Below are 25,477 nucleotides of genomic sequence, written 5' to 3' on the forward strand. Positions count from 1 at the left end.
GATGAGCAACTTCGGGTTCCTGCGGGCCGAGTGGCCCGACCTGCTTGACGAGGCCCGGCGGGCCGAGCGGCTTGCCGTCGCCGACCCCCGGGGCTCGTGCTTCTATGCCCGGCGCACGCTGGAGCTGGCGCTGGGCTGGCTCTTCGACGCTGACGCGACGCTTCGGCGGCCGTACCGGAACGACCTCTCCGGAAAGATCCACGAGCCGACGTTGCGGAACCTGGTCGGGCCCGGCATCCAGGCCAAGATGAACGCCATCCGCAAGCAGGGCAACCTCGCCGTGCACGAGCGCACCGAGGTGAGGGATCGGGACGCGGTGGCCGTCCTGCGGGAGCTGTTCCACGTCACGTACTGGATCGCCCGCCGCTACACCCGCGACCCGGCGCACGTGCCGCCGGGCGCGCTCGCCTTCGACCCGGAGCTGATCGAGCGGCGGGACGCCTCCGAGGTGCGGCGGCAGACCCAGGCCGAGCTGAAGGAGCTCGCCGAGCGGCTCGCCGCCCGGGATGCGGCGCTGGCCGTCGAACGGGAGAAGTCCGCCACCCTCGACGCCGAGCTGACGAAGCTGCGTACCGAGATCGCCGCCGCGAAGGCCGCCAACGAGGCGCGCGCCGACGACCACGACTACGACGAGGCGCAGACCCGGAAGCTGCTGATCGATCTGCTGCTCGCCGAGGCCGGTTGGCGGCTCGACGGGCCGGACGACCGCGAGCGCAGGGTGACCGGCATGCCCAACCGCAGCGGCGCCGGGTTCGCCGACTACGTGCTGTGGGGTGACGACGGCAAGCCGCTCGCCGTGGTCGAGGCCAAGGCCGCCCGCAACGACCCGACCGTCGGCCAGCAGCAGGTCAAGCTGTACGCCGACCGGCTGGAGCACGAGTACGGCCAGCGGCCGGTGATCTTCTTCACCAACGGCTACGAGACGTGGCTGTGGGACGACACCACCTACCCGCCGCGCCAGGTGCAGGGCTTCTACACCAGGGGCGAGCTGGCGCTGCTGGTGCAGCGGCGCACCATCCGCCGGCCGCTCGCGGACGTACCGATCAGGCAGGAGATCGTCGAGCGGCCGTACCAGCACCGGGCCATCCGCAAGATCAGCGAGGCGTTCGAGCGGGACCGGCAGCGGCAGGCGCTCGTGGTGATGGCCACCGGGGCCGGCAAGACCCGGACCGTGATCGCCCTGGTCGACGTGCTGATGCGGGCCAACTGGGTCAAGAACGTGCTCTTCCTCGCCGACCGGAACGCGCTGGTCAACCAGGCCGTCAACGCGTTCAAGGAGCACCTGCCGCACGTCGCCACGGTCAACCTGGTCGAGGAGCGCGCCGCCGAGGGGCGGGTGTACGTCTCGACGTACCCGACCATGATGGGCCTGATCAACCAGACCGCAAGTGGCGGACGGCGCTTCGGGCCCGGCTTCTTCGACCTGGTCGTCATCGACGAGGCGCACCGGTCGGTGTACCAGAAGTACCGGGCGATCTTCTCCTGGTTCGACAGCCTGCTGGTCGGGCTCACCGCGACCCCGCGCAACGACATCGACCGCAACACCTACAGCCTGTTCCAGCTTGAGGACGGCGTCCCCACCGACAACTACGACCTCGCCGACGCCGTCCGGGAGGGCTACCTCGTGCCGCACCGGGCGGTCGCCGTGCAGACCGTGTTCCAGCGGGACGGCGTCCGCTACGACGACCTCACCGAGGAGGAGAAGGACGAGTGGGACAGCATCGACTGGGGTGACGACGGGCCGCCCGACGGCGTCGACGCGCACACCTTCAACCGGCTGTTCTTCAACAAGGACACCGTGGACAAGGTCCTGGAGACGCTGATGACCCAGGGCCGCCGGGTGGCCGGCGGCGACCGGATCGGCAAGACGATCATCTTCGCCAGGAACTACGAGCACGCCAGGTTCATCTGGGAACGGTTCGACCAGTCCTACCAGATGTACGGCGGGCACCACGCGCAGATCATCACCCACCGGACAAAGTACGCGCAGAGCCTCATCGACGACTTCTCCCAGCCGGAGAAGGACCCGCACATCGCCATCTCGGTGGACATGCTCGACACCGGCGTCGACGTTCCCGAGGTCGTCAACCTGGTCTTCTTCAAGGTCGTACGGTCGAAGTCGAAGTTCCTCCAGATGATCGGCCGGGGCACCCGGCTCCGCAGGGACCTCTACGGCCCGGGTCGGGACAAGCAGGACTTCCTGATCTTCGACTGGTGCCAGAATTTCGAGTTCTTCAACGAGAACCCGGAACGGGCCAGCGGAAAGGTCGGCGAGTCGCTGACCGAGCGGCTGTTCAAGGCCAAGCTCGACCTGATCCTCCGCCTCGACCAGCGCCTCCCCGCCGACGCCGGCCCGGAGACCACCGTCGACGGCACCCGGAGCGAAGCCGGCCTGCGCTGGGACCTCGCCCGCGAGCTGCACGGCCGCGTCGAGGGCATCCAGCTCGACAACTTCGTCGTACGCCCCCGGCGGAGACTGGTCGAGGACTACCGCGACTTCACCCGCTGGCACCGGCTCACCCCGGACGCCGTCGACCAGATCGGCGGCAGCCTCGCCAATTTGCCCACCGCCGTACGCGACGACGACGAGGCCGCCAAACGGTTCGACCTGATGGTGCTCCGCCTCCAGCTCGGCCAGCTCCAGGTGGTGCCCGACTACCAGCGCCTGCGCGGGAACGTCCAGCAGATCGCCGCGACCCTGCTCGGCCAGACCAGCATCCCCGCCGTACGCGCGCAGCAGCAGCTCCTCGACCAGGTGGCCGGGGACGAATGGTGGCAGGACGTCACCCTGCCGATGCTGGAGTCGATGCGTCGCCGGCTGCGCGGGCTGGTCCGGCTGATCGAACGGGCCAGACAGGCCATCGTCTACACCGACTTCAGCGACGAGCTGGGCGAGGTCTCCGTCGTCTCGCTCAGGGACCTCAGCATCGGTACGGACACCGAACGCTTCGCGGCCAAGGCCCGCCGGTACCTGGACGAGCACCGGGACCACCTGGCGTTGCAGAAGCTCCGCCGCAACAAGCAGCTCACCGCCGCCGACCTCGCCGACCTGGAACGGATGCTGGTCGCCAGCGGCGGCGGCCCCGAGGACATCGCGCGGGCCAGCGAGTCGGCCGACGGGCTCGGGCTGTTCGTCCGGTCACTGGTCGGGCTGGACCGGGACGCGGTCAACGAGGCGTTCAGCGAGTTCCTCGACGGTCGTACCCTCACCGCCGACCAGATCAGCTTCCTCGGCCTGATCATCGAGCACCTGACCCGCAACGGCGTGATGGCGCCCGAACGGATCTACGAGTCCCCGTTCAACGACATCGCCCCCGCCCCGGAGGAGATCTTCCCGGACGCCGACGTGGCCCGCCTGATCGCCATCATCAACTCCGTCCGCGACACCGCCGACCCCACCCAGGCGGCGGCCTAGCGGTGTGGTTGGTTGGCGACCACCGGCGGTCTGCGCCGCGTCTGCTAGGCCAAGCCCGCTTGGCCTAGCGTGACAGGCCTAACGTCGTGCCCGAGACCCTTGCCGCGCTGAAGGGCCCGACCACGGGAGTCGTCAAGCTGCCGCACCATCTCGACTGGTCCGGTCACGCCGAGTACGACCTGAGCCGACCGGCACGCCTCGCGAGCATGTACAGGACGGTACTCAACGAGGCGAGCAGCACCGCCGACCTGAACACCTGGCTCGACGCCGGCCTCCTCCGGAAGCTCTGGCCCACCCTCTGGCTGCCACCTCAGCTACGACGGCGCTGGGAGGAAGCCTTCCCCGCGCTCGTCGAGACCAGCAGGGACGCGGCGTAACGGTGCATCCCTTTCACGAACGGCTCGCCCGAGTCGGGCTCGGGGCCTCCCATGGGTACGGTTCGTGGAGTGGCGTCGTGAGCTGGCCCAGCCGTAGCTACGAATGCCCGTGGGCCAGTTGATCAGCACGGCCCAAGGGCCCGGCCGGCATCGATGGATCGGTGCCGGTGAGGGTGGGGTAGTCAGCGCCTTTGGAGCTGCCCCAAATCTGGGGCATGCGGGTGGCGGGTGCCGCTCAGGACTTCCGCTCGGTGACGTACGTCCCGCGCCCCGCGAACGTCGCCACCAGTCCTCGATCCCGGAGCATCCTGATCGCCTCCCGGACGGTCCCACCAGTTCGTGTTCGACCACCCTGCTTCAGTGACGTGGGGGCGGGGTGGCGCAGCAGCCGGCGCTCGGTCCGCTGGTCGGGGTGTCGAGGCTGACCAGGGGCAGTGGGGCGGGCGGCATGCTGGTGGCGGGGCTGTCGACGGGCGGCCCGGTCGGGGTCGGTCCGCAGCAGCTCCCGGCTCCGGTGGAGTCGGCCGGGTCGCTCGTGCAGACGCCCGTCTCGGGCAGGTCGAGCTGGACGTCGCGGGCGGCGGCCCAGTCGCCGGCGAGAGCGGCGACGACGGAGCGGACCTGCTCGTAGCCGGTGGCCATGAGGAACGTGGGCGCGCGGCCGTAGCTTTTCATGCCGACGGCGTAGTAACCGACCTCCGGGTGGGCGAGCTCGTCGACGCCGTGCGGCGGGACGGTGCCGCAGGAGTGCTCGTTCGGGTCGATCAGCGGGGCGAGGGCGCGGGTGGCGCCCATGATCGGGTCGAGGTCCAGGCGCAGCTCGGCGGCGATGGAGTGGTCGGGGCGGAAGCCGGTGGCGGCGACGATCCGGTCCACCGTGACGGATTCCGTACCGCCGTCGGAACGCCGGAAGGAGACGGCGACCCGGCCGCCGCCCGGCGCGGACCCGGTGGAGGTCGGCGTGGGCGTGGGTCCGGCGGAGGTCGGGGCGGGCGCGGACCCGGCGGAGGTCGGGGTGGGCGTGGGTCCGGGGGAGGTCGGGGTGAGGGCGTGCACGGAGCAGCCGGTGAGCAGGCGGATCCGGCCGGCGTCGACGTGTTCGCGTAGCCGGGAGCCGAGCGCGCCCCGGGCGGGCAGCTCGTCGGCGTCGCCGCCGCCGTAGGCGCGGGCCGGGCTGGTGGAGCGGATCGCCCAGGTCACCTCGGTGCCGGGCGCGGCGGCGGCCAGCTCGGCCAGGGAGAGCAGCGTGTTGGCGGCGGAGTGGCCGGCGCCGACGACGAGGGTGTGCCGGCCGGCGAAGCGGCCCCGGTCGGCGCCGAGCACGTCGGGCAGGGCGTGCTCCAGGTACGCGGCCACGTCCGTCTCGCCGTGGGCCGGCAGGCCGGACGCGCCGAGCACGTTGGGCGTGCCCCAGGTGCCGGACGCGTCGATGACGGCACGGGCCAGCAACTCCTCGCCGTCGGCGAGGCGGATCAGGAACGGCGTCCGGTCGCGGCCGGGGGTGCGCAGCCGGTCCAGGCCGAGGCGGCTGATCGCGGTCACCCGCGCGCCGTAGCGCAGGCGCGGCTTGAGCTGCGGCAGCTCCGCGAGGGGCTGGAGGTGGTCGGCGACCAGCTCCGCGCCGGTGGGCAGGGCGTCCTCGGCGGGGGCGACCCAGCCGGCGTCGTCGAGCAGCCGGCGGGCGGCCGGGTCGACGTCGTACCGCCAGGGGGAGAACAGCCGCACGTGGCCCCACCGCCGCACCGCCGCGCCGGCGGTGTCGCCGGCCTCCAGGACGAGGAAGGGCAGCTCGCGTTCGTGCAGGTGGGCGGCGGCGGCCAGCCCCACCGGGCCCGCGCCGACCACGACGACGGGCAGCTCCTCCAGGACGCTCATCACAGGCTCTCCTCGGGTGTGGTGAAGGGGCGGACGCGCGGGACGGCGGACCGGCCCGGCGGCGTCTGTCTCGACGTCTGTCTAAGCAGACACTTGCACGCTGATTAGAGGGATGTCAACCTAGACGAATGTCGAAACAAGCCGCGCCGCCGACCGTGGTCGACCTGGCCGCCGACGCGCCCTGCTGCCCCCCGTTGACGCAGGTCCGGGTGCCGGTCGAGACGGCCACGCTGCTCGCGCCCGCGTTCAAGGCGCTCGGTGATCCGGTGCGGCTGCAACTGATGTCGATGATCGCCTCCGCCGAGGGCGGCGAGGTGTGCGTGTGCGACCTGACCCCGGCGTTCGACCTGACCGGACCGACGATCTCGCACCACCTCCGGACGCTGCGCGAGGCGGGCCTGGTGGACGCGGAGCGGCGCGGCACCTGGGTCTACTACCGGGCCCGGCCGGGCGTCCTGCGCCAGTTGGCGGCCCTGCTCACCGTCGAGCCCCCCGCCGGCTTGACTCGACGAGATTAGTCAGCAACCATTGAGTCAATGGACGCTGACTCTTCTTCCTTGTTGGGCCGGGCCCGGATCCACGCCGCCCTCGGCGACCCGGCGCGCCTGGCGATCGTGGACGCGCTGACCCTGGGCGACGCGTCCCCCGGGGAGATCGCCCACACCCTCGACCTGCCCACCAACCTCGTCGCCCACCACGTCAAGGTCCTCACCGAAGCCGGTCTGGTCGTCAAGGGCCGCTCCGAGGGCGACAAGCGCCGCACCTACCTGCGGCTGCGGCCGGAGGCCCTGGCCGCGCTGACCCCGCCGCCCCTGACCGGCGTCGGCCGGGTGGTGTTCGTCTGCACCCGCAACTCCGCGCGCTCCCAGCTCGCCGCCGCGCTCTGGCACGACCGCGCCCACACCCCGGCCGCGTCCGCCGGCACGCGCCCGGCCCCCCGGGTGCACCCCCGCGCCGTCGCCGTCGCCGACCGGCACGGGCTGCGTCTGGACCCCACCGCCACCGCCCACGTCACCGACGTGGTCCGCGACGACGACCTGCTCATCGCCGTGTGCGACAACGCCCACGAAGACCTCACCGGGCCGACCCGTCCCCGCCTGCACTGGTCGGTGCCCGACCCGGTCCGGGTCGACACCGACGAGGCGTTCGAGGCCGCGTTCGCCGACCTCGCCGCCCGCGTCGACCGGGTCGCCCCCGCCGTCACCACTGCTCCCGGAGACCGTCATGACTGACCTCACCCCCCGCCTCCGCCAGGCGTTGTCCATCGACCAGCAGATCGCCCTGGGCACGGCGGCGACCCGGCTCGCCGAGGAGTTCACCGGCGTCTACGGCCCGGAGACCATCGAGCGGTTCCTGCGCTCCGGCTACGACCAGTTCGCCACCGCCAGCACCGTCCCCCACTATCTGCCGCTGCTCGCCGAACGCTTCGCCCGCCAGCGCCTTCAGGCCCTCGCCCGCGTCGAGGGCCACCACCGCGACGGCCGCCCCGTGGTGCTGTTCCTGTGCACCCACAACGCCGGCCGCTCCCAGATGGCGCTCGGCTTCTTCACCCACCTCGCCGGCGACCGGGCCGTCGCCTGGTCCGGCGGCAGCGAACCCGGCACGGAGCTCAACCCCGCCGCCGTCACCGCCATGGCCGAACGCGGCATCGACATCTCGCAGGAGTTCCCCAAGCCGTGGACCGACGAGGTCGTCCGCGCCGCCGACGTCGTGGTCACCATGGGCTGCGGCGACGCCTGCCCGGTCTTCCCCGGCACCCGCTACGAGAACTGGGACCTCGACGACCCCGCCGGCCTCGACACGGCCCACGTGCGACCCATCCGCGACGACGTCGAACGCCGGGTCCGGCGCCTGTTGGACCAGATCGGCGTCCCGGTTTCGTGACCCGACCCACCCGATCCCACCAGTCCGACGTCTCCGACCACCTGCCCGACCTCGCTCGACGCGGGCGCGCCAGCGCCGACTACTTACGGGAGTGTCCATGAGTACCGCCACCAGAGCCGACCACGCCGCGCCGGTGGTGGCACGCCTGTCACGCCTCGACCGGCTCCTGCCGGTGTGGATCGGCCTGGCCATGGTCGCCGGCCTGCTGCTCGGCCGGGTCGTTCCCGGGCTGGACGCCGCCCTCGACGCCGTCAAGATCGGCGGCATCTCCCTGCCCATCGCCCTCGGCCTGCTGGTCATGATGTATCCGGTGCTGGCCAAGGTCCGCTACGACCGCCTCGACACCGTCACCGGCGACCGACGGCTGCTGGTCTCGTCGCTGGTCCTCAACTGGATCATCGGCCCCGCCCTGATGTTCGCCCTGGCCTGGGTGTTCCTGGCCGACCAGCCGGAGTACCGTACCGGCCTGATCATCGTCGGCCTGGCCCGCTGCATCGCCATGGTGATCATCTGGAACGATCTCGCCTGCGGTGACCGGGAGGCCGCCGCCGTCCTCGTCGCGCTCAACTCCGTGTTCCAGGTCCTCGCGTTCGGCGTGCTCGGCTGGTTCTACCTGTCGGTGCTGCCCGGCTGGCTGGGCCTGGACGGCGCCGCGCTGGCCGTCTCCGGCTGGGACATCGCCGGCAACGTGCTCGTCTTCCTCGGCGTCCCGTTGCTCGCCGGGTACCTCTCCCGCCGCCTCGGCGAGCGGACCAGGGGCCGCGACTGGTACGAGCAGCGGTTCCTGCCCAGGATCGGACCCGTCGCCCTGTACGGGCTGCTGTTCACCATCGTCGTCCTCTTCGCCCTACAGGGTGAGGCCATCACCGACCGACCGGTCGACGTGGTCCGCATCGCCCTGCCGCTGCTGGCCTACTTCGCCCTCATGTGGGCCGGGTCCTACCTGCTCGGACGGGCCATCGGCCTGAACTACGAACGCACCACCACCCTGGCGTTCACCGCGGCGGGCAACAACTTCGAGCTGGCCATCGCGGTCGCGATCGGCACGTTCGGCATCGCCTCCGGCCAGGCCCTCGCCGGTGTCGTCGGCCCCCTGATCGAGGTGCCCGTCCTCGTCGGCCTGGTCTACGTGTCGCTGTGGGCCCGCCACCGCCTGTTCCCCACCCCGACCCCCCGGCCGTGAGGCGCGTCGACCCCGGTCCGGGGCACTCGTCCGCGCGCCGCCCGGCAACCAACCGACCATGGAGAACGTCATGAGCGACAAGCCCAGCGTCCTGTTCGTCTGCGTGCACAACGCCGGCCGCTCCCAGATGGCCGCCGGCTGGCTGCGTCACCTCGCCGGGGACGCCGTCGAGGTCCGCTCCGCCGGCTCGGCCCCCGCCGACACCGTCAACCCGGCCGCCGTCGAGGTCATGCGGGAGGTCGGCATCGACATCACCGACCAGACCCCCACCCTCCTGGCGTACGAGACCGCCGAGTCCTCCGACGTCATCGTCACCATGGGCTGCGGCGATGCCTGCCCCGTCTTCCCCGGCAAACGGTACGAGGACTGGCAGCTCCCGGACCCCGCCGGCCGGGGCGTCGACGCCGTCCGGCCGATCCGCGACGAGATCCGCGCCCGGGTGGAGAAGCTGCTCACCGAGCTGCGTGGGTAGCCCCACGGGCCGGCGAAAATTCGGACGAAACCCCGGTGATCCACCCCTCGTTTCACCGCCGACCGGCGATGTTGCTGCGACTATGAGGAACGTGGCAACTCTGGATATGAACACACCGGTCGTCTCGCCCCTCACCGGGGAGCCGATCAAACGCGCCGACGCCGAACGCCTGGCCGGGGTGCTGAAGGCGTTCGCCGACCCGGCGCGGCTGCGGCTGCTCAGCCTGATCCAGGCGTCCCCCGACGGGGAGGCGTCGGTGACGGACCTGACCGCGCCGCTCGGGCTCTCCCAGCCGACCGTGAGCCACCACCTGCGGATCCTCACCGAGGCCGGGCTGCTCGAACGCGACAAGCGCGGCGTCTGGGCGTACTACCGCCTGGTGCCGTCCACGATCGCCGCGATCGCCGACGTGCTGACCCCACCCCGCAAGCGGGCGACGAAGAAGACCCGCTGACCGTCGCCCGCTCGCGGTGGCCGGGCCGTCAGGCGCGTCCGCGCTGCTGCCGGTACCGGCGGATCAGGGCGGCCGTGGACGAGTCGATGCCGGACAGGTCCGGCTCGTCGCCGCTGAGCAGCGGCGCGAGCTGGTTGGCCAGCACCTTGCCCAGCTCGACGCCCCACTGGTCGAACGGGTTGATCCCCCAGATCGCGCCCTGCACCAGCACGACGTGCTCGTAGAGGGCCACCAGCTGCCCGAACGTGGCGGGCGTCAGCCGGGGGGCGACGATCGAGGTGGTGGGATGGTTGCCGACCATCACCCGGTGCGGCACCAGCTCCGCCGGGGTGCCCTCGGCCGCCACCTGCTCGGCGGTGCGCCCGAAGGCCAGCGCGGCCGTCTGGGCGAAGAAGTTCGACATGAACAGGTCGTGCATGTCGCCGAAGTCGTGCGCCGGCTCGCTGAACGCGACGAAGTCCGCCGGCACCAGCCGGGTGCCCTGGTGGATCAACTGGTAGAACGCGTGCTGGCCGTTGGTGCCGGGCTCACCCCAGAAGATCTCCCCGGTGTCGTACGACACCGGACGGCCGTCGACGGTCACCGACTTGCCGTTGCTCTCCATCGTCAGTTGTTGCAGGTACGCCGGCAGCCGGTGCAGGTGCTGCGCGTACGGCAGCACGGCGTGGGTCTGCGCGCCGAGGAAGTTCGTGTACCAGACGTTGAGCAGCCCCAACAGCACCGGCACGTTATCGGCCAGCGGCGCGGTGCGGAAGTGCTCGTCGACGGCGTGGTAGCCGGCCAGCATCTCCCGGAAACGTTCCGGCCCGATCGACAGCATCACCGACAGGCCCACCGCCGACGGCAGCGAGTACCGCCCGCCCACCCAGTCCCAGAAGCCGAACATGTTCGCCGGGTCGATGCCGAAGTCCCGTACCCGCTGCTCGTTGGTGCTGACCGCGACGAAGTGCCGGGCCACCGCCGTGTCGTCGTCGCCGAACGCGGCCAGCAGCCAGCGGCGCGCCTGGTGCGCGTTGGCCAGCGTCTCCTGCGTGGAGAACGTCTTGGAGGCCACCACGAACAGGGTCGTCGCCGGATCCAGGTCGGCGGTCGTGTCGTGGATGTCGCTGGGGTCGATGTTCGACACGAACCGGCAGGTCAGACCCGCGTCACGGTACGCCCGCAACGCCTCGTACGCCATCACCGGCCCGAGGTCGGAGCCGCCGATGCCGATGTTGACCACGGTGCGGATCCGTTCCCCGGTGTGCCCGCGCCACCGGCCGGAGCGCACCTCGTCGGCGAACGCCGCCATCCGGTCCAGCACGGCGTGCACGTCGGCGACCACGTCCCGGCCGTCCACGGTCAGCGTGGCGTCGCGCGGCAGGCGCAGCGCGGTGTGCAGCACGGCCCGGCCCTCGGTGGCGTTGATCCGCTCCCCGGCGAACATCGCGGCGATCCGGTCGGCCAGCCCGACCTGCTCGGCCAGCGCGACCAGCAGCTCAAGGGTGGTGTCGGTGACCAGGTTCTTGCTGTAGTCCACGTGGTAGTCGGCCAGGCCGAGGGCCAGCCGCTCGCCGCGGCCCGGGTCGGCGGCGAAGAGGTCGCGCAGGTGCGTGCCGCGGATCTCCTCGGCGTGCCCGCGCAGGGCCTGCCAGGCGGCGGTGCTGGTGACGTCCACGGCCATCGGGTCGATCGTCTCCCTCGGTAGCGTCGGCGACCCGTCGGCGTCCGTCGACGGGCACGGCGTCCCCAGCCTGCCATCGGGAAGATCGTCGTGCGAGCCGGACACGGCCACTCCCGGATGCTGATCCGCCCCGCCCCGCCCCGTCCCGCTGTTGTCGCGCCGACCGCCCGGCCCCAGCCTGGCCGCCCGGCCCCAGCCTGGCCGCCCGGCCCCAGCCTGGCCGCCCGGCCCCAGCCTGGCCGCTACCTGGCCGCGCCCGGCTGGTGGCTGCTGTTGTCGCGTCGGCCGCCCGGGGCGTTGTCGGCCTGTCGCCGTGGGACCGTGGTCGGTAGGGTCGTCCGGGTGGATGTGGAGGTCGTCGCGGCCCGGCTCGGGGTGCCCGTCGAGGAGGTCGACCGGGTTCGTCGGCTCGCCGGTGACCTGCCGTCGGCTCCGCTGCCCGACCGGGCCGACGCGCCCGCGATCCTCGACCGGTTGGCGGTATGCCCGGACGACGCCGCCGAGATCATGGCGGGCTGGCCCGACCCGGGGTCACCGCTGTGGACGCCGGAGCTGAGCTGGCTGCTGGACCGGTCCATCGCCCTGGTGCGCGCCGATCTCGGCGGCTACGACTGGCTGCCGCCCGGTCCGGCGCTGCCCCGTGACCGTGGCCCCGCCTGGCGGCACCTCTACGTGTACGCGTACCTGGCGCTCGTCGACGTGGTCCGGGGGTACCACCGCGACCACGGCGTCCCCGACGCGGTGTCCTGGGCGACCCTCGCCGACCTGGGCCGCAACCTCGCGATCGACCGGCGGATGAGCCGCGAGGGCTGGCCGGTCATGCAGAGCTGGCTGACCCTGCACGCCCGGGGCGGCCTCTACGAGCTGGGCCGGCTGCAGCACCAGCGCAGCGGCGACGACGCGATCGGGCTGCACATCACCGAGGCGGGGCCGCTGAGCCCGGCGGCGGTGACCGCGTCGCTCGACGAGGCCCGCGCGTTCTTCCCACGGCACTTCCCGGACGAGCGGTACACCGCGTTCTCCTGCGGCTCGTGGCTGCTCGATCCGCAACTGCGGGAGTACCTTCCCGAGGGCTCCAACATCGTCCGGTTCCAGCGGATGTTCGAGCTGGAGCCGTACGAGGCGCCGGAGGGGCTGGACGCCGACGTCGAGGTGCTGCGGTTCGTGTTCCGGAGCCTGAGCACGCCGCTGGAGCGACTGCCCCGCCGCACCGCGCTCCAGCGCGCGGTCGTCGACCACCTGACCGCCGGTCGCCACTGGCAGTGGCGGCGGGGCCGGTTCCCGATCTGACCGGGGCGAGTTGGTCGGACCCACCGGCGGCGTGGTCGGTGGCGGGCTTGATCGACTCCAGATCACTGATCCGGGGGTGTCCCCCCGACTCGACGCCCCCGTATCCCCGATATGGCGACCGTCCCGGGGCGGCGACCGTCCCGGGGCGGCGACCGTCCCGGGGCGGCGACCGTCCCGGGGCCGACCCCCTCCGGGGCGGTCGCCGGCGTGGGGTGACGGATTGGCGTGGGGGTCGATGTTAACGCCATCATTGTGCTCTGCCCCCCGGGTGGGGCTGTCGGGCGGAGGCCCGGGGGGCCGACGTGCCCGCAGGGGTGCCGGCACGGGCGACCAGAGGAGCGGCGCTGCCCAGCGCCAACCCGGTGACCCGGGAAATTACGTCTTGACGAACGGCATGTTATCGCCCAGAGTCGATGGTCAAGGGCGACGACTCCTGTGGCTTACCGGGCAAGCCTGATTCGTCGGGTCTTGGATCAGGCGTGCGCCAGGGCATGCGGACGTCTTTGTTAACGCTAACAACAGCGACGCGTGCGCCCGGCCCGCGTCGCGGTGCGCCCACTCTCGGGCGGACCGTTCCGGTCTTGGTCATTGGAGGAGGATCATGTCTGCCTTTGGTAGGTCACCGTCGATCGCGCCGCCGGCGCGACGGCGCAGGTGGTTGCCGCGAGCCGTCGCGGTCGGCATGGCCACGGTGGTGGCCGGCAGCGTCGCCGCCGCGGTGGTGCAGACGCCCGCCGCCGCCGCGACCGTCGACACGAACGCCTGGTACGTGCTGGTCAACCGCAACAGCGGCAAGGCGTTGGACGTGTACAACCTGGCCACCAACGACGGCGCGCGGATCACCCAGTGGGCCCGCAACAACGGCAACCAGCAGCAGTGGCAGTTCGTCGACTCCGGCGGCGGCTACTACCGGGTCAAGTCGCGGCTGTCCGGCAAGGTCCTCGACGTCTACAACTGGTCGACCGCCAACGGCGCGGCCGTCAACCAGTGGTCCGACCACAACGGGGCCAACCAGCAGTGGCGGTTGGCCGACTCCGACGGCGGCCACGTCCGCCTGATCAACCGCAACAGCAACAAGGCCCTGGAGGTGCAGGGCGCGTCGACCGCCGACGGGGCGAACGTCGTCCAGTACGACGACTGGGGCGGCGCGAACCAGCAGTGGCAGTTCGTCCGGGTCGACGGGGGCGGCACCCCGCCGCCGACCACCCCGCCGCCCTCGGGGGTCTGTGACCTGCCGTCGTCGTACCGGTGGTCCTCCTCGGGCGTGCTGGCGCAGCCGAAGTCGGGTTGGGTGTCGCTGAAGGACTTCACGCACGCGCCGTACAACGGCCGGCAGTTGGTCTACGCGACGACGCACGACACCGGCACGTCGTGGGGTTCGATGAACTTCGGGACGTTCGGTAACTGGAACGAGATGGGTTCGGCCAGTCAGAACACCATGCCGTTCTCGGCGGTCGCGCCGTCGTTGTTCTACTTCGCGCCGAAGAACATCTGGGTGCTGGCCTACCAGTGGGGTGGCCCGGCGTTCTCCTACCGGACCTCGACCGACCCGACGAACGTGAACAGTTGGTCGGCGCACCAGACGCTGTTCACCGGCAGCATCTCCAACTCCGGCACCGGCCCGATCGACCAGGCGCTGATCGGTGACAGCCAGAACATGTACCTGTTCTTCGCCGGGGACAACGGTCGGATCTACCGGGCGAGCATGCCGATCGGGAACTTCCCGGGCAGCTTCGGCTCGAACTACACGACGATCATGACCGACACCACGAACAACCTGTTCGAGGCGGTGCAGGTCTACAAGCTCCAGGGGCTGAACAAGTACCTGATGATCGTCGAGGCGATCGGCTCGCAGGGCCGCTACTTCCGGTCGTTCACCGCGACCAGCCTGGGCGGCAGCTGGACCCCGCAGGCCACCAGCGAGAGCAACCCGTTCGCCGGCAAGGCCAACAGCGGCGCCACCTGGACCAACGACATCAGCCACGGCGAGCTGATCCGCACCAACGCCGACCAGACCATGACCGTCAACGCCTGCAACCTGCAACTGCTGTACCAGGGCCGTGACCCGAACTCGGGCGGCGACTACGGTCGTCTGCCGTACCGGCCGGGCCTGCTCACCCTGCGCCGCTGACCCCGTACCACCACCGTCCGACGCGGCGGGCCCGGCCTCCGGCCGAGCCCGCCGCGTCGCGCATTCCCCGCCCGCCCGGAGCGCGGTCCGACCCCCTGAGGGCGGACCGGCCGGCTGAGTACCCGTACGGATTGGTCGGACGCGGTCGCGGCGGCGAGAATCCCGTCATGCGTACCCGAATCATGATCGCCCTCGCCTCGGTCGGCCTGGCGGCGTTGATGACGACCACCGGCTGTTCCTTCGAGGAGGCCATCTGTGGCGACGGCGAGTACCCGGCCATCGCGGTCGGCGGGCAGGGTGGCAGCGCCTGCTTCCCGGAGGGGCAGGAGCCGACCCCGCCGTACGTCCGCTACCCGGAGGGCAAGGTGCCCGAGCACGTCGACGACGAGTGGGACGTCTACTGGCGCAGCCACGGCATCGACGCGAACGGGAAGATCATTGACCGCTGACGATGCCTCTGATCAGGGCGTAAGTCGCCGGCGGTGGTTGAAGCACCCCTTGCGAACCCACTTGGCCGCACCGGTACCCAAATACGATCATTGAACTATTTATAGACGATCATTGAACTTTTGTGCCCCGGGTGTAATGCTGATGGAAGCGCTCCCACCAAGGTTTTGAGTGCCGGAGAAGGAGGATCTGCAGTGCGTCCCCACCAGCTTGATCAGTCCAACCGGCGATCCCGGTCAACCCTCCGCAAGCCCGTCGGAGCACTCCTCATGGTGCTCACCACGCTGCTCGCCACGTTGACCTGGACCGGCCCCGCGCAAGCCCACGGCACCATCGTGAACCCCGCGAGCCGCGCCTACCAGTGCTGGCAGACCTGGGGCAGCAGGCACATGGACCCGACCATGCAGCAGCAGGACCCCATGTGCTACCAGGCCTGGCAGGCCAACCCGGACACCATGTGGAACTGGATGAGCGCCCTGCGGGACGGTCTCGGCGGGCAGTTCCAGGCCCGTACCCCCGACGGCCAGCTCTGCAGCAACGGCCTCAGCCGGAACGACAGCCTGAACCGGCCCGGGGCGTGGAAGCGGACCAACGTCAGCCGTAACTTCACCGTCCAGCTCTACGACCAGGCGAGCCACGGCGCGGACTACTTCCGGGTCTACGTCAGCAAGCAGGGGTTCAACCCGGCCAGCCAGAGCCTCGGCTGGGGGAACCTCGACTTCATCACGCAGACCGGGCGCTACGCTCCGGCGCAGAACATCTCGTTCAACATCTCCACCAACGGCTACACCGGGCACCACCTGCTGTTCGTCATCTGGCAGGCGTCGCACACCGACCAGGCCTACATGTGGTGCAGTGACGTGAACTTCGTCTGACCCGTACCACCGCGACACCGCACGTCAGCCGCGGCCCAGGACACCCGTCCCGGGCCGCGGTCGCGTGACCGGGCCGGGATCAGCGCGCCGGCGCCCACAGGTCGGGATCAGCGCGCCGGCGCGCCCGGGCCGGGATCAGCGGGCGAGCGCGGCGCGGCGGGCGGCGAGGAAATCCCGTTCGGCCGGGTTGTCGGCCAACGCCATCGCGGACCCGTACGCCTCGGCCGCCTCGACCGGGCGGCCCAGCCGCCGCAGCAGGTCGGCGCGGGTCGCGTGCCACGCGTGATAGGGGACCAGGTCGAGCGAGTCGACCACCGCAAGCGCCACGGCCGGGCCCTCGACCTCGGCGAGCGCCACCGCCCGGTTGAGCGCCACGACCGGCGACGGCGCGACCACCAGCAACTGGTCGTACAGGGCGAGCACCTGCCGCCAGTCGGTGGCCGACCCGTCGGTGTGCACGGCGTTGACCGCCGCGAGGATCTGGTAGAAGCCCGGCCGCTGCCGTCGCAGACACTCGCGGACCAGCCCGTGCCCCTCCGCGATCAGCGGCCGGACCCACCGGTCGCGGTCCTGCTCGGGCAGCGGCACCAGCCGCCCGTCGGCGAACCGGGCCGGGCGGCGCGCGTCGGTCAGCAGCAACAGCGCGAGCAGACCGGTGACCTCGGGCTCGTCCGGAAGCTGCCGGCGGAGTTGCCGGACGAGCCGGATCGCCTCGGCGCACAGCTCCTCGCGGACCGGCGCGTCGCCGGTGGTGGCCAGGTAGCCCTGGTTGAACACCAGGTAGATCACGGCCGCCACCGAGCCGACCCGGGCCGGAAGGTCGTGGGCGAACGGCACCCCGAACGGGATGCGGGCCGCCTTGATCTTCCGCTTGGCCCGGGTCAGCCGCTGGGCCATCGTCGTCTCCGGCACCAGGAACGCCTGCCCGATCTCGGCCATCGACAGGCCGACGACCAGCCGTAACGTGAGCGCCACCCGGGCCTCGACGGCCAGCGCGGGATGACAGCACATGAAGATCAGTCGCAGCCGGTCGTCGTCGACGGCCCCGATCGGCGCCGGTGGCTCCTGCGGTGCCAGCACCAGGGCCTCCTTCTGGCGGGCGGCACGGACGGACTCCCGCCGGAGCCGGTCGATCGCGCGGTTGCCGGCGGTGGTGACGAGCCAACCGCCGGGATTCGGCGGCAACCCGTCCCGCCGCCAGGCGCGTACCGCGACGAGCAGCGCCTCGCCGGTCGCCTCCTCGGCGAGGTCGACGTCACCGAACCGCCGGACGAGGGTGGCGACGACCCGGGCGTACTCGTCCCGCACGATCCGCTCGACGTCGGCGTCGACGCCGACGTCGGCGTCCCGGACGGCCGGCCGGTCGGTCACTCTTCCGGCTGGAAGGGACGCACCTCGATCAGCTCCGCGCACGCCCTCGACGCCCTAGTCGCCCAGGCCAACGCCTCGTCGAGGTTGTCCGCCGTGATCACCCAGAAGCCGCCCAGGAACTCCTTCGTCTCGGCGAACGGCCCGTCGGTCAGCGCCGCCCCGGCGCCCCGCCCGTCGACCAGGGTCGCGGTGTCCGGCGGCATCAGACCACCCCCGAACACCCAGTTGCCGGCCTCGGTCAATTCGTGGTTGAACGCGTCGACGGCCGCGAACCGGGCCTGCATCTCCTCCGGCGGGACCGCCGGGTAGCCACCCCGGTGGTGCACCGAGAGCATGTACTGCTGGGTCATGACAGCGCGCCTTCCTTGACGTGGATCTCTTCCCGGCCGTCCACCACGGCCACCCCGCCGGCGGTGAACGGTACCGGCTCGAACACCAGGGACGTGACCCCCGTGGACGTGGTCTCCGCGCTCACCGTACGGAAACCGGTCGCCGGGGCCTGGGCGTCGAAGAGCCGCTTGCCGTCACCGACGGTGACCGGGAAGACCAGCAGCCGGTAGACGTCGACCAGGCCGGCGGCGTGCAGGGTCCGGGCGAGCCGGGCGCTGCCGTGCACCTGGAGCTCGTCGCCGGGCAGCCGCTTCAGCTCGCGTACGGCCGCCAGCAGGTCACCACGGAGCACGGTGCTGCCCGCCCAGCCCGCGTCGGCGTCGGCGAGGGTGCCGGAGACCACGTACTTGGGGCGGGTGTTCAGCCGCGCCGCGACCTGGTCGTCCGGGTCGGTGACGTGCGGCCAGAAAGCCGCCATGAGCTGGTAGGTGAACCGGCCGAAGAGCAGCGCGTCGGTCCGGTCGAACCAGCCGCCGACGACGCGTCCCCAGTCGTCGCCGATGTGCGGGATCGCCCAGCCGCCACGGGTGAAACCGCCGGACGGGTCCTCCTCGGCCCCGCCGGGGCCCTGCACGACACCGTCGAGGGTCATGAACATGTTGACGCTGAGCTTCACGTCGGCTCCGTCGGGTCGGGGTGCGGCGGCCCGTCCGGCCGCCTCTCACCCCTCCAACGAAACCCCCGACCGCCCTACGACAGCCGCCGCCGGGATTTTTTCCGCCGCCCGCGCCCGCCGGGGCCCGGGTCCCGCGCCCGCCCGGGAGCGGCGGCCGTCAGGGCAGGTAGGGGCTGGCTCGGCCCGGCAGGTCGACCCCGGTGAGCGCGACGGACCGGGCCCACAGCCGGGCCGCCAGCCCCGGGTCGGTGGCCGCTCCGGTGAGCGTCTCGAAGGTGGGCCGGGCGGCACGCGGTGGCCGGCCCGGGCCGATGTGCCGGCCGGTGGGGGCGGCCGGCTCGGTGGCGGCGTAGAGGATCGGAGTCACGGCCTCGTCGACCGGTCGACGCAGCACGAGCCCCAGCGTCGAGGCGACCAGGCGGGCCAGGGGCGGCGCGTTCCGGTCCAGGTCGGTCTTTGTCATGCCGGGGTGGGCGACCAGGCTGCGCACCGGTGATCCGGCGGCGCGCAGCCGGCGGTCGAGCTCCAGGGCGAAGAGCACGTTGGCGAGCTTGGAGGTGGCGTACGCGCGGCCGGGGGAGTAGCCGCGTTCGGCGGCGAGGTCGGCCGGGTCGAGGCGGCCCAGCCGGTAGAGGCCGGACGCGACGGTGACCACGGCGGGGTCGTGCCCGGCGGCGAGCCGGTCGAGGAGCCGGCCGGTGAGCGCGAAGTGGCCGAGGTGGTTGGTGGCGAGTTGGCTCTCCACGCCCTGCGGGCTGAGCCGGTGCGGGACGGCGCCGATGCCTCCGTTGTTGACCAGCACGTCGACGCCGGTCCCGTCGGCGCGCAGCCCGTCGGCGAGCCGACGGGTGGTGTCGAGGTCGAGCAGGTCGAGGTGGCGGACGTCGAGGTCGGCCTTGGGGTGGTCGGCGCGGATCCGGGCGCGGACGAGGTCGCCCTTGGCGGTGTCCCGGACCGCCATGACCACCCGGCCGCCGCGGGCGGCGAGGTGGCGGGTGATCGAGACGCCGAGGCCGCTGCTGGCGCCGGTGACGACGAAGGTACGGCCGGTCTGGTCGCCGAGGTCGGCGACGCTCCACGGTACGGACTCGGGCACGGGCTCCTCCAAAAGTGGATTACCTATCCGATTGAAGCGCGTGGCCAACCGGATTGTCAATCCGCTTCGCTAGACTGTCGGGGTGCCCACGCCACCGCCCACCCCACTGCGCGCCGACGCCGTCCGCAACCGTGACCGGGTGCTGGCGACCGCCCGCGCCGTGCTGGCCGCCGGTGACCCGTCGTTGCCGCTCAACGACATCGCCCGCCGCGCCGGCGTCGGCGTCGGCACGGTCTACCGGCACTTCCCCAACCGCCGGGCGCTGCTCGAAGCCCTCGCCGACGACGCCTTCACCGCGCTGCTCGACGACGCCCGGGCCGCCGGCCGGCACGACGACGCCTGGGCCGGGGTCGAGCTGCTGCTGCGGGCATTGCTCGGCCGGCAACTGGGCGACCCGGCGTTCGCCGAGGTGATCTCCACCGGGCCGGAGCTGGACGAGTCCCCGCGCACCACCGAGCTGCGCGGCGAGCTGGTCGACCGGGCCCGGGCGGTGCTCGGGCACGCCCGGCGGGCCGGCGTGCTGCGCGCCGACCTCACCGAGGACGACCTGCGCCACCTGGTCTGCGGCATCGTGTTCGCGCTACGCCTCGGCGACGTGTCGGACGGCCGGGTCGACCGCTACCTGCGCGTCCTCCTCGACGGCATCCGCGCCTGACGGCGTGCCCGCGTTACGGCCACAGTGGACGGCCGGGCGATGGTGGGCGGCCGTGCCGGGCGGTAGGCATGGGTCGTGGAAAAAGATCGAGCAGCGGACGCGGCGATGCCGCGATGACCGGGTACGGGCGCAGTGACGACGAGTGGGACCTGCTGACCGAGGCGGGCCTGGAGCTCCTGATCGAGCAGGCCCGACTGGGAGCGCCCACGACGTACACGGACTTCGACGCCGCGTTGCGTCGACGGACCGGCCTGCGCGGCTTCGACTTCGACCAGGAGAGCGAGCGGGCCGCCATCGGGCGTCTGCTCGGGTTGATCGTGGAGCGCGACTACGAGACGACCGGGCTGCTGATCTCGGCGCTGGTGCGGTATCTGAACGCCAACGACGCCGGGCCGGGCTTCTACGCGCTGGCGGTACAGCGCGGCCTGCTGCCGCCGAAGCCGTCAGCACTGGCGAAGGAGAAGTTCTGGATCGACCAGGTCAACGCCCTGCATGCCTACTACGGGTCCAGCCGCGGCAACGGTTGAGGCGCTGAGGCGGCGTCCCGCCCGACCCGGGTGGGTCGGGCGGGACGCCGGTCCGGCGGGGACGGTCGCCGGGGAGGAGAGCCGGGTGGCGTCAGTTGCGCAGGAGCCGCCAGCGGTTGTCGGGGGTGCCGTTGTCGGAGTCCTGGACGGCCTGGGCGCCCCACTCGGTGGAGGCGTTCTGGATGCCCAGCAGCTTCCCGCTGTGCACGTTACGGATCTTGTAGGTGCCGTCGCCCTGGTCCAGCAGCGTCCAGAGGTGGTCGGCGGTGCCGTTGTCCGCCCACTGGAGGACGCGGGCCCCGTCGGCGGTGGACATGTTCTCCACGCCGAGCACCTTGTTGCTGTTGACGTTACGGAACAGCACCGAGCTGCCCGAGGTCACGATGACCCAGTCGTGGTCGGCGGTGCCGGTGTCACCCCACTGCAGGGCCAGCCCGCCGTCGGCGGTCGACATGTTCTGGATGCCGAGCACCAGGCCGCTGCCGACGTTCTGGAGGCGGTGGCTGGTGGTGGGGGTGCTGCCGCCGCTGGTGCTCCAGTACACCGTGTAGTTGTGGCCGTGGGCGTCGTAGAACGGGCCGAGGTTGACCGTGCTGCCGTTGGCCGTGGCGGTGAACGCCAGCGAGGTGGTGCTGGTCCGGGTGATCGTCGAGGTGGCGAGCGACGGCAGGGCGCTCAGCGCGGTGTTGCCGTAGTTGCCGGAGAGCACGGCGGGGCCGTAGCTGACCGCGGCGACGTTGGCGTTGTCGTTGGCGGGCAGCAGGACGACCCGCATCGGCAGCCGTACCGTGATGGTGTCCCCGGCGGCCCAGGTGCGGGTGACCGTGGCGTAGCTGCCCGGGGTGACGCTGACGTTCTGGGCCACGCCGTTGACGCTGATCGTCGCGCCGTTGGTCCACGAGGGGATCCGGATCCGGATCGACCACGAGCCGCTCATCGAGCCGGACAGGGTCAACGTGCTGGTGTCGCCGACCGGGATGTTGGTGGCCTGGGTGACGGTGATCCCGCGCTGGGTCCAGTTCAGCACCGACGGCATGAACAGGTTCACCGTCAGCGTGGTGCCGCTGTGGAAGTAGATCGCCTCCATCAGCCGGGTGTTCACCTCGATGCCGGTGCCCTGGCAGCACCAGAACGAGTTGTAGTCGGTGCTCCAGGTGCCACCGCCCCACGCCGGCCCCACGCCACGCCGCCCACCCGGCCGCAACGGGGTGAAGTAGGTGATGTGGCCGTTGCTGCTGGCCGGGTCCTGCGCGCCGATGATGTGGTTGATCAGCGCGCGCTCGTAGTAGTCGAAGTACGCCGCCCGGTTCGGGTCGAGCAGCCACAGCTCGCGGGTCAACTTCAGCATGTTGACCGTGTTGCAGTGCTCGCAGGTGTCGTTGGCCAGGTAGCCGGCGATCGCGTTGGGCGGACGGAAGTGCTCGGCCTGGCTGTTGCCGCCGATGGCGTAGGTGTGCGCGTTGACCGTCATGTTCCACGCGTTGGTGGCGATGTCCCGGTAGCGGGTGGTGCCGGTCGCCTTGAACTCCCGGGCCGCGCCGATCCACTTGGGCACCTGGGTGTTCGCGTGCTTGCCGTTGAGCTGGTCCTGGTTGGCCGCGAGCGGGTCGAAGATGGCGGCGTGGTCGAACCGCCGCGCCGCGTTGAGCCAGCGCACGTCGTTGGTGTACTGGTAGATGTCGGTCAGCACCTCGTTCATGCCGCCGAACTCGGTGCCCAGCATGTTCTGCATCTGGCTGTAGCTCAGCCGGGCCGTACGGGTGTCGACCCAGCCGGCCAGCGCCAGCAGCACCGTACGGGCCTGGGTGTTGCCGATGTAGCGCCAGACGTCGAGCAGCCCGACCAGGGTCTTGTGGATGACGTAGTAGGGCACGTTGCCGTTGGACAGCGTCCGGGCCTCGAGGGCGTTGAAGTCCGACTCCGGGAAGCCGCACAGGTAACCGGCGGCGAATCCGGCCGCCCCGTTGTTCGCCTGGCACCTGGCCAGCTCGGCCACCATGTAGTTCGCCTTGTCCCGGCAGGTGGTGTCGCCGAGCACGGCGTACGCCTGGGACCAGGCGGTCAGGAAGTGCCCCTGCATGTGGGTACGGAAGGGGAAGTTCGGGGCGTCCCAGCCGCCGTTGGACGCGGCGCCGTTGGTGGACAGCCGGTGGTTGGCCCGGAAGTTGTAGAGCAACCGGTCGACGTTGACGGCCCGCAGGTAGTTCAGCGTGCGGTTCTGGTTGTCCATCCACCGGCTGGTGGTCAGGCGCACCTGGCCGAACTGGAACTGGGCGGCGGAAACGCCGGTGTCCGGCCGGGCCGGGAGCACCGCGTCGGCGGCGGCCGGGGCGGCCCCGGTGAACGTGGCGCCGGTGGCGGAGAGCACGGCGGTGGCACCGGCCGCCTGCAACACGCGACGCCGGCTGATCGGTACGGATGACATGTGGGCCCTCCGGGGAAAGCGGTGGTGCGGGGGACGGGGGACGACCGAGCGCCCGGCTGGCCGCCCTACCGGTCTGTTAGCGTTAACAAACCTGCCCAAGCAGTAGGGTGGCCACAGCGGTCCGCCCGGACCGGCCGGTCGGGCGGCCGAGCTGCGGAGGTCGCTGGATCGGCGTACGTAGCAGGTTGCCAGAGTGTTTCGGCGTATTCAAGAGTTTCAAACAAACTTGTCGCCTGCGAGTTGCCCGACCGGGCTCGGCCAACGGTCGATGTTAGCGATAACAAGCATGGCTGCCGGGCGGGTGCGGTGACCCCGCCCGCCGACGGTCGTCGACGCCCACCGGCTCCGGACGTGGCGGGCGGCGTCGCCGTGCGCGCGCCGCTCGCAGCGGCCCGACTGGCCGGGATCGGTCCGACCCCCCGGGGCTCCGCCGTCGGAGGCGCGCCTGCTCTCTCCAGTCTCTGGAAACGGGCCTCACCTCGACGCGGAACACCCCCTTCTCGGGGAAACGGAGTCGATCATGGGGCGCGCGGAAACGGAGTCGATCATGGGGGCGGCGCGCTGTCGGATCGGCCCACGGATTGCGGTCAGGTGTCCGTCGTGTGAACGGCGGTTTGCTCTCGTCACGAGGCGGAATCGGGACCCGAATCACGCCGGCCTCTGTAGCGCTATAGCCAGAATGCCCGTATTCAGATGACGGCAGGCATGTTTGAACCGGGAAAGTGCCCTCTGCCAGGCACTTCACACCGGCCCGAACATCACCTCCCCAAGATCTGTTGCGACTGTTCCGTCCGCGTGTTGTATTGGGTTCGCCGCTGATCGACAGACCCCGATCGGCTCCCATCGCGGGCATTCCCCAATTGCTTGAGAAAGGCTTCACGAATGGCGTCCGTCTACCTCGACTCGGGTGACCCCGAGGACGTTCGGGTGGCCCTGGAAAGCGGCCTCGTCCACGGGGTCACCACCAATCCCACGCTGCTGCGACGGGTCACCGACGACCCGCTGCGACACTGCTCGGAGCTGCTGTCCAAGATGGACGGGCTGGCGGTCTTCTACCAGCCCACCGGCGCGTACGGCGACCCGGAGGCCGAGGCGTGGGCGGCCTGGCGGCTGGACCCGGCCCGGGTCACGCTGAAGCTGATGTCCACCCCCGCCGGCGTCGCCCTGGCCCGCCGGCTCGTCGACGGGGGAGCGCGCGTCGCGCTCACCGCCGCGCAGAGCCCCACCGCGATGATCGTCGCCGAGGCGATCGGCTGCGTGGCCGTCATCCCGTACGTCGACCGGGCCTGGCGCGACCCGCGCACCGAGACCCACCTGGTGCGGTCGCTGGCCGAGCTGCGCCGCGGCGACACCCGGATCATCGCCGCCTCGGTGAAGAACCCCGGCCAGTTCGTCCAGGCCTACCGGGACGGCGCGGACGCGGTCACCGCGCCGCTCGACGTGCTCCGCACCGTGCTCCAGGACCCGGCCGCCCGGGAGGCGGAGGACGCCTTCGGCGCCGAGTACGCCGGCACGGTGCTCCCCTTGCCCTGACCATCTCTTCCACGTACGGGGGTAACGAGAAATGACCCAGGAGACGTACGAGGCGGTGCTGTTCGACATGGACGGCGTCGTCGTCGACACCGAACGCACGGTCGCTGCGTTCTGGCAGGCACTCGCCGCCGACCACGGATTCGTCATCAGCGACGACGACCTGGACGAGCACGTGTTCGGCCGACACGCCGAGCACACCCTGCGCGCCCTCTTTCCCGCGGTCGCCGACACCGGACACCCGCAGATCTACGAGCGGCTGCGCATCAACGACCAGACCCTGCGCTACGCGGAGATCCCCGGCGCGACCCGACTGATCGGCGAGCTGCGCGCCGCCGGGGTGCCGGTCGCCCTGGTCACCGGCGCGCAGGAGTGGAAGGCCGTCGCCGTCCTCGACCAGCTCGGCCTCACCGACTCGTTCGACGTGCAGATCCGCGCCGACGACATCCCGGTCGGCAAGCCGGACCCGGCCTGCTACCGGCTGGCCGCCGAGAAGCTCGGCGTCGACATCGGACGCTGCCTGGTCTTCGAGGACGCGTTCAGCGGCGTCACCGCGGCGGTGTCGGCCGGCGCCACCTGCGTCGCGATCGGCCCACGGCGGCGGGAGGCCCGACTGGTGGCCACCGGCGCGCTGACCGTGGTGTCGAGCTTCCACCAGACCAGGTACGAGCCGGAACACGATCGGCTGCGCGTCGACCAGCACGCCACCCTGCCCTTCACCCCGGTCGGCGCGCGCGCCCGGTGACCCGTCGACCCAACCCGTAACGACAGCTCAGACCCCTGCCCGGCGGGCGACGTCCC

The 25,477-nt window shown here is 71.5% G+C and carries 23 protein-coding genes; 16 read left to right on the forward strand and 7 right to left on the reverse strand.

Features of this window, described 5'->3' with window-relative positions; genetic code table 11:
• Position 1 precedes the first annotated feature (1 nt).
• Positions 2–3,415, forward strand: coding sequence for a DEAD/DEAH box helicase family protein (locus tag O7606_RS20925; RefSeq protein WP_281595715.1), 3,414 nt, complete (start codon positions 2–4; stop codon positions 3,413–3,415).
• A gap of 86 nt (positions 3,416–3,501) precedes the next feature.
• The gene (locus O7606_RS20930) at positions 3,502–3,792 is read left to right on the forward strand and encodes a hypothetical protein (protein WP_281595716.1); all 291 of its coding nucleotides are present in this window, start codon (positions 3,502–3,504) and stop codon (positions 3,790–3,792) included.
• 357 nt (positions 3,793–4,149) lie between these two features.
• Here the strand turns inward: O7606_RS20930 and O7606_RS20935 are convergent, their stop codons facing one another.
• Entirely contained in the window at positions 4,150–5,667 is a 1,518-nt protein-coding gene (locus O7606_RS20935; protein ID WP_281595717.1) for an NAD(P)-binding protein, read from the reverse strand.
• A gap of 128 nt (positions 5,668–5,795) precedes the next feature.
• Between O7606_RS20935 and O7606_RS20940 the strand changes: the two genes are divergently transcribed.
• The 6 genes from O7606_RS20940 to O7606_RS20965 all read left to right on the forward strand — a co-directional run bounded on the left by O7606_RS20940 (position 5,796) and on the right by O7606_RS20965 (position 9,660).
• Complete coding sequence (locus O7606_RS20940) at positions 5,796–6,185, forward strand: metalloregulator ArsR/SmtB family transcription factor (protein ID WP_281595718.1); 390 nt, start codon at positions 5,796–5,798, stop codon at positions 6,183–6,185.
• 18 nt (positions 6,186–6,203) lie between these two features.
• Complete coding sequence (locus O7606_RS20945; RefSeq protein WP_281595719.1) at positions 6,204–6,899, forward strand: helix-turn-helix domain-containing protein; 696 nt, start codon at positions 6,204–6,206, stop codon at positions 6,897–6,899.
• Positions 6,892–7,551 carry an arsenate reductase ArsC gene (locus tag O7606_RS20950; protein ID WP_281595720.1) on the forward strand — a complete coding sequence of 220 codons (660 nt, stop codon included), beginning with the start codon at positions 6,892–6,894 and terminating at the stop codon, positions 7,549–7,551. The genes O7606_RS20945 and O7606_RS20950 overlap by 8 nt, the downstream gene beginning before the upstream one ends.
• A 97-nt stretch (positions 7,552–7,648) precedes the next feature.
• Positions 7,649–8,734 carry an ACR3 family arsenite efflux transporter gene (gene arsB, locus O7606_RS20955; protein WP_281595721.1) on the forward strand — a complete coding sequence of 362 codons (1,086 nt, stop codon included), beginning with the start codon at positions 7,649–7,651 and terminating at the stop codon, positions 8,732–8,734.
• 70 nt (positions 8,735–8,804) lie between these two features.
• Entirely contained in the window at positions 8,805–9,206 is a 402-nt protein-coding gene (locus O7606_RS20960) for an arsenate reductase ArsC (RefSeq protein ID WP_281595722.1), read from the forward strand.
• Positions 9,207–9,288: 82 nt separating this feature from the next.
• Positions 9,289–9,660, forward strand: coding sequence for a metalloregulator ArsR/SmtB family transcription factor (locus tag O7606_RS20965; protein WP_281595723.1), 372 nt, complete (start codon positions 9,289–9,291; stop codon positions 9,658–9,660).
• Between the two features lie 28 nt (positions 9,661–9,688).
• Here the strand turns inward: O7606_RS20965 and pgi are convergent, their stop codons facing one another.
• On the reverse strand, positions 9,689–11,323 hold the full coding sequence (pgi, locus tag O7606_RS20970; protein WP_281595725.1) for a glucose-6-phosphate isomerase: 1,635 nt from the start codon (positions 11,321–11,323) through the stop codon (positions 9,689–9,691).
• A gap of 342 nt (positions 11,324–11,665) precedes the next feature.
• Between pgi and O7606_RS20975 the strand changes: the two genes are divergently transcribed.
• From O7606_RS20975 to O7606_RS20990, 4 genes are all read left to right on the forward strand, one after another.
• Positions 11,666–12,613 (forward strand): acyltransferase domain-containing protein, encoded by a 948-nt coding sequence (locus O7606_RS20975; protein WP_281595727.1) that lies wholly within the window; start codon positions 11,666–11,668, stop codon positions 12,611–12,613.
• A 601-nt stretch (positions 12,614–13,214) separates the two neighbouring features.
• A complete protein-coding gene (locus O7606_RS20980; protein WP_281595728.1) occupies positions 13,215–14,744 on the forward strand; it encodes a non-reducing end alpha-L-arabinofuranosidase family hydrolase in 1,530 nt (509 codons plus the stop codon).
• Between the two features lie 167 nt (positions 14,745–14,911).
• Positions 14,912–15,193: a hypothetical protein gene (locus O7606_RS20985; protein ID WP_281595729.1), complete on the forward strand. Its 282-nt coding sequence runs from the start codon at positions 14,912–14,914 to the stop codon at positions 15,191–15,193.
• Positions 15,194–15,460: 267 nt separating this feature from the next.
• Positions 15,461–16,066, forward strand: coding sequence for a lytic polysaccharide monooxygenase (locus O7606_RS20990; RefSeq protein ID WP_281595730.1), 606 nt, complete (start codon positions 15,461–15,463; stop codon positions 16,064–16,066).
• 135 nt (positions 16,067–16,201) lie between these two features.
• Here the strand turns inward: O7606_RS20990 and O7606_RS20995 are convergent, their stop codons facing one another.
• The 4 genes from O7606_RS20995 to O7606_RS21010 all read right to left on the reverse strand — a co-directional run bounded on the left by O7606_RS20995 (position 16,202) and on the right by O7606_RS21010 (position 19,539).
• Positions 16,202–17,437 carry a DUF6596 domain-containing protein gene (locus O7606_RS20995; RefSeq protein ID WP_281595731.1) on the reverse strand — a complete coding sequence of 412 codons (1,236 nt, stop codon included), beginning with the start codon at positions 17,435–17,437 and terminating at the stop codon, positions 16,202–16,204.
• Positions 17,434–17,787 carry a YciI family protein gene (locus O7606_RS21000; protein ID WP_281595732.1) on the reverse strand — a complete coding sequence of 118 codons (354 nt, stop codon included), beginning with the start codon at positions 17,785–17,787 and terminating at the stop codon, positions 17,434–17,436. Before O7606_RS21000 ends, O7606_RS20995 begins: the two co-directional genes overlap by 4 nt.
• Positions 17,784–18,443 (reverse strand): dihydrofolate reductase family protein, encoded by a 660-nt coding sequence (locus tag O7606_RS21005; protein ID WP_281595734.1) that lies wholly within the window; start codon positions 18,441–18,443, stop codon positions 17,784–17,786. The genes O7606_RS21000 and O7606_RS21005 overlap by 4 nt, the downstream gene beginning before the upstream one ends.
• A gap of 157 nt (positions 18,444–18,600) precedes the next feature.
• Entirely contained in the window at positions 18,601–19,539 is a 939-nt protein-coding gene (locus O7606_RS21010; protein WP_281595735.1) for an SDR family NAD(P)-dependent oxidoreductase, read from the reverse strand.
• Between the two features lie 82 nt (positions 19,540–19,621).
• Between O7606_RS21010 and O7606_RS21015 the strand changes: the two genes are divergently transcribed.
• A complete protein-coding gene (locus O7606_RS21015; RefSeq protein ID WP_281595737.1) occupies positions 19,622–20,194 on the forward strand; it encodes a TetR/AcrR family transcriptional regulator in 573 nt (190 codons plus the stop codon).
• Positions 20,195–20,307: 113 nt separating this feature from the next.
• Positions 20,308–20,721 carry a hypothetical protein gene (locus O7606_RS21020; protein WP_281595738.1) on the forward strand — a complete coding sequence of 138 codons (414 nt, stop codon included), beginning with the start codon at positions 20,308–20,310 and terminating at the stop codon, positions 20,719–20,721.
• Between the two features lie 91 nt (positions 20,722–20,812).
• On the opposite strand, the gene O7606_RS21025 is transcribed toward O7606_RS21020, so the two are convergent.
• Complete coding sequence (locus O7606_RS21025; protein ID WP_281595739.1) at positions 20,813–23,146, reverse strand: beta-L-arabinofuranosidase domain-containing protein; 2,334 nt, start codon at positions 23,144–23,146, stop codon at positions 20,813–20,815.
• An 882-nt stretch (positions 23,147–24,028) separates the two neighbouring features.
• Between O7606_RS21025 and O7606_RS21030 the strand changes: the two genes are divergently transcribed.
• Together O7606_RS21030 and O7606_RS21035 are read left to right on the forward strand one after the other, a co-directional pair.
• Positions 24,029–24,679, forward strand: a complete 651-nt coding sequence (locus O7606_RS21030; protein WP_281595740.1) for a transaldolase family protein — start codon at positions 24,029–24,031, stop codon at positions 24,677–24,679.
• 31 nt (positions 24,680–24,710) lie between these two features.
• Positions 24,711–25,421, forward strand: a complete 711-nt coding sequence (locus tag O7606_RS21035) for an HAD family phosphatase (protein WP_281595741.1) — start codon at positions 24,711–24,713, stop codon at positions 25,419–25,421.
• The last annotated feature ends 56 nt before the right edge of the window (positions 25,422–25,477 follow it).

Source organism: Micromonospora sp. WMMD882 (assembly GCF_027497255.1).
Taxonomy (GTDB): Bacteria; Actinomycetota; Actinomycetes; order Mycobacteriales; family Micromonosporaceae; genus Micromonospora.